At 43.4% G+C, this 3506-nt stretch carries 4 protein-coding genes; all 4 read right to left on the minus strand.

Going from position 1 to position 3506, the window contains the following annotated elements; genetic code table 11:
* Window positions 1-9: 9 nt before the first annotated feature.
* The 4 genes from ACYQ2M_RS24835 to ACYQ2M_RS24850 all read right to left on the minus strand — a co-directional run bounded on the left by ACYQ2M_RS24835 (window position 10) and on the right by ACYQ2M_RS24850 (window position 3112).
* Window positions 10-771 (minus strand): MBL fold metallo-hydrolase, encoded by a 762-nt coding sequence (locus ACYQ2M_RS24835; RefSeq protein ID WP_459919093.1) that lies wholly within the window; start codon window positions 769-771, stop codon window positions 10-12.
* Window positions 772-1547: 776 nt separating this feature from the next.
* Entirely contained in the window at window positions 1548-1844 is a 297-nt protein-coding gene (locus ACYQ2M_RS24840) for an isoprenylcysteine carboxylmethyltransferase family protein (protein ID WP_459919094.1), read from the minus strand.
* Between the two features lie 12 nt (window positions 1845-1856).
* Window positions 1857-2300 carry a GNAT family N-acetyltransferase gene (locus ACYQ2M_RS24845; RefSeq protein ID WP_459919095.1) on the minus strand — a complete coding sequence of 148 codons (444 nt, stop codon included), beginning with the start codon at window positions 2298-2300 and terminating at the stop codon, window positions 1857-1859.
* Between the two features lie 86 nt (window positions 2301-2386).
* Entirely contained in the window at window positions 2387-3112 is a 726-nt protein-coding gene (locus ACYQ2M_RS24850; RefSeq protein ID WP_459919096.1) for a class I SAM-dependent methyltransferase, read from the minus strand.
* Between the last annotated feature and the right edge of the window lie 394 nt (window positions 3113-3506).

Here is a 3506-nt window from a genome sequence, read left to right on the forward strand (position 1 = left end):
TATTTACTTTTATAGCCATACTGCCCAGTCGCCATAGTCAAACGTGCCAGTGCCATGGTGCAATTTGTCCTCAGCCTTCAATTGCCAAAAGGCATCACGCATTCTGCCTAGAATCTCAGGCTGAATATCCAGAGTGTGATGTGCAGGAAACACATGCTTGACCGGTAACGCCGATACCCGTTTCAAGGAATTGAGGTACGCCTCTGGGTCAGTGGACGGAAAGAAGGCAAACAGTGTGTGTTTATAAACCAAGTCGCCGGTAAAAAGATACCCGCGCTCCCTTTCCCAAAAACACATATGCCCTGGTGAATGGCCGGGCGTATGGACTATCTGAACAAGGCGGTCCCCTATGTCAATTGTATCATTATCCTTCAGCACTCTTGTCGGATTGCCCTGAAAGAACGTATATTTGCTTACGTCATAACCTTCCGGCAAGTCGCAACGGTCAACGACCATGCCTTTAATCTGATCCATTGTCAGAGGGAATTCTCCGTTAAGCCAGTTCAGTTCAGCCCCATGCGCGTAAAAGTCCGGGAAAAATCTATGTCCGCCCATATGGTCCCAGTGAATGTGAGTAGCTACGGCAGTGACCGGCTTGTCAGTTAGCCTGATGACCTCATCATAGATGTCACAGATTCCAAGCCCGGTATCAATCAGCAAACTGCGTTCAGAGCCATTTAAAAGATAACAATGTGTTTCTTCCCAGTGGCGGTATTCGCTTATGATAAAAGTTTCTCTGTCAATTTGATCTATTGTAAACCAATTATCCATTTGATTTTATCTTATATGTTTTTTTTGTTAAAATATATGTTTGACATATTTTTATCCGCCAATGTGAATATGCTAACGCATGTTACCCGGCAAAGCTGAAAATTGCTTCACGGGTAGCATATTTTATTTTATGCTATTTTTCACCCCACTAGCGTCAGCGTTCTTTTCATGCTTGAACTCACTGCTTTTTACGGAGCACAGCGGAGTAAAAATCCAGTGCAGTGATTTGTTGTGTGCCGGGAACGGCACACGTCTTAAGGGTGGGCTTACACCTTAGAATCATGAAGGTCAAGGCAAGTCCCAAGCCCAGCCTGATGGAGGCAGGTCGAATACGCGAAGCCACGGCGTAGTGTTATCACAACGGGGTAGCGGTGACGGAGCTTCGGAAGGCAGTGGTTCCGCCGAGGCGGAGCAGCACAAAAGTACGGGGCGACGTACAGGAATCGCGTCAGGCGTGCATTGTGGGACGAGCCTGCAACACAAGGTAAAGTCCTCTATCCATTATAAGCAACGTCCGTATACGCGGCGCTCAGGTGCTGAAAGACGTGTGACTTACCCCGGGAGGCCTTCCATGTGCCCCGGGATGCTGCTTGCAGCAGAAATTGGCTGAAGGCAGGGCAACCTGCTTTGACCGCATGGAAGAAGTCAGCAGAGGGCATAGTAGCCGGAGGAAATGAGCCGTGTTTAAAAAACACACGGAGGGCTCACCTCGGTGAAGGCCTGAACGGTGCCCGGACCGATAGGTATGGGTAAATGAATTACTTGTGGGAATTCCCTCAAGAAACACTGGCGCATGAGCAGGGTAAATTAGCGACGATCATTCCGGCGTAGGCCGGATGTCTAGTAAAATGGTAGGGGCCAGAGGCCACCATTTGGTGTTGAGAGAGAGTCCGAACTCTATGTGAATAAAATTGTCCTAATGTACGAATTGCCCATAATCGATAACAAAAACCAACTATAAATAAACTTATGCCAACAAAATGAGCAATATTGGGTAATTGCCAAATGGATGGGAGCCAAAGTGCTGTAAAAAAGGTAAATGCCTGACCAAGCCCATAAAGCTGACAAGTCATAAAATCCGATTTTTATAATGTAAGTTCCATAGGTACAAAACGAATACCGTTATAACACTGCTCTTTAGCCTTTATTTTAAAGCCAAGTCTTTCATATGAAGTAACTGCGTTTAAAGATGAATTAACTGTCAGCTTACTTGTCCCATTCTTTTGGGCAGAGATCAGAGAAAGTGCTTCATTAAACAGGGCTTTGCCAAACCCTTTTTTTTGATACTCAGGTTTTACAAAAAACATAGAGACATGACAATATTCTTTGATTTCTATGATGCCAACAGCTTTTTGTCCCTGATAGGCGATTAAGGTAAACGTATTGGTTTTTGATCTTTCAGCCAAAGTCTTTTTGTTTGCAAATTTGTAAAATTCTTCAATCCCTTCTTTAGTATAATCAGGAGCAACTTTTTCATCAAAAGCTTCTTTAACAATATCGATTACAGCTTCTTCTTGTCCAGGTTTCATTATTGAAAATTGCATGGGGGAGTTCTTTTTACAGTTAACGCCGCTAATCAGCGGCGCGGCTTTTTGATTCCGCTGAATTAGCATTGTTAGCAGTTTTTTTGTGCCTTAATTACAAGTAATGCAGGCCGTCGATAATGGTCAATTAAGTCTTCTCTTAATTTCATATCATTTTTTGAAGGAGAAGGTTCTAAAAGGTTTGATAGGGTAAAACCAGCGCGTATTATGGAACCAACATAAGTCTCAATTGTTCTGTGATATTTTACAACGTTGTCTGTGAACCAATTTTGGTATCTTTTTGTTTCATCGAAGTAATTATCAATTGGCCAATGAATTTTTGACTCGCTTGTATGCCAACCTTTTAATAATGAGGTGCATATAGGGTGCTCGACCGAGAATATAAAATTGCCATAGGGTTTAAGCGACTGAAATATTTTTCTAAAAATATCATCTATGTTTTCAACGTAATGAAGACAAACTGAAGATACAACAACATCGTATTTTTGTTCGTGATAATCAAAATCTTCTATTGAAGAATTTATAAATTTTACCTTTTCATTTTCAAGCTGTTTGGCTTTCGATAGCATCTTTTGGGATATGTCAACGCCAAGATATGATTTTCCTCCATTTTTGATGACTTTTGTTGAAAAGAAGCCAAAACCACAGCCAATGTCTAATATATCGAGGTTATTTAGATTTGGTAAGAGGCTATCAATTGCAGGTTCTTCAAGATATTCATTATATCCTTTATTCTTCTTTCTTAGCGCAGAATAGCCTTCAAAAAATTCTTCATTATCATAAATGTTTTGTTTCAACTTTTAACCTCTGCAGTTCGAATTTCTGCTCACCAGCCGCCGTAGAATGCCCGGATCAGCCGCTCACGTTCTGGTGCAGCGTTTTGTTGTGTGCCGGGCACGGCACACGTCTTAAGGGTGAACCTACACCTTAGAATCATGAAGGTCAAGGCAAGTCCCAAACCCAGCCTGATGGAGGCGGGTCGAAGACGCGAAGCCACGGTATAGTGTTGTCACAACGGGGTACCGGTGACGGTGCTCCGGAAGGCAGTGGTTCCGCCGAGGCGGAGCAGCACAAAAGTACGGGGCGACGTACAGGAATCGCGTCAGGCGCGCATTGTGGGACGAGCCTGCAACACAAGGTAAAGTCCTCTATCCATTATAAGTAAGGTCCGTATACGCGGCGCTCACTGAA

Source organism: Desulfocicer niacini, from assembly GCF_054657595.1.

What these genes read in the sequence shown, in the direction of transcription:
- ACYQ2M_RS24835 (WP_459919093.1), bottom strand. Translation starts at nt 771, where the DNA reads ATGGATAATTGGTTTACAATAGATCAAATTGACAGAGAAACTTTTATC.
- ACYQ2M_RS24845 (WP_459919095.1), bottom strand. Translation starts at nt 2,300, where the DNA reads ATGAAACCTGGACAAGAAGAAGCTGTAATCGATATTGTTAAAGAAGCT.
- ACYQ2M_RS24840 (WP_459919094.1), bottom strand. Translation starts at nt 1,844, where the DNA reads ATGACTTGTCAGCTTTATGGGCTTGGTCAGGCATTTACCTTTTTTACA.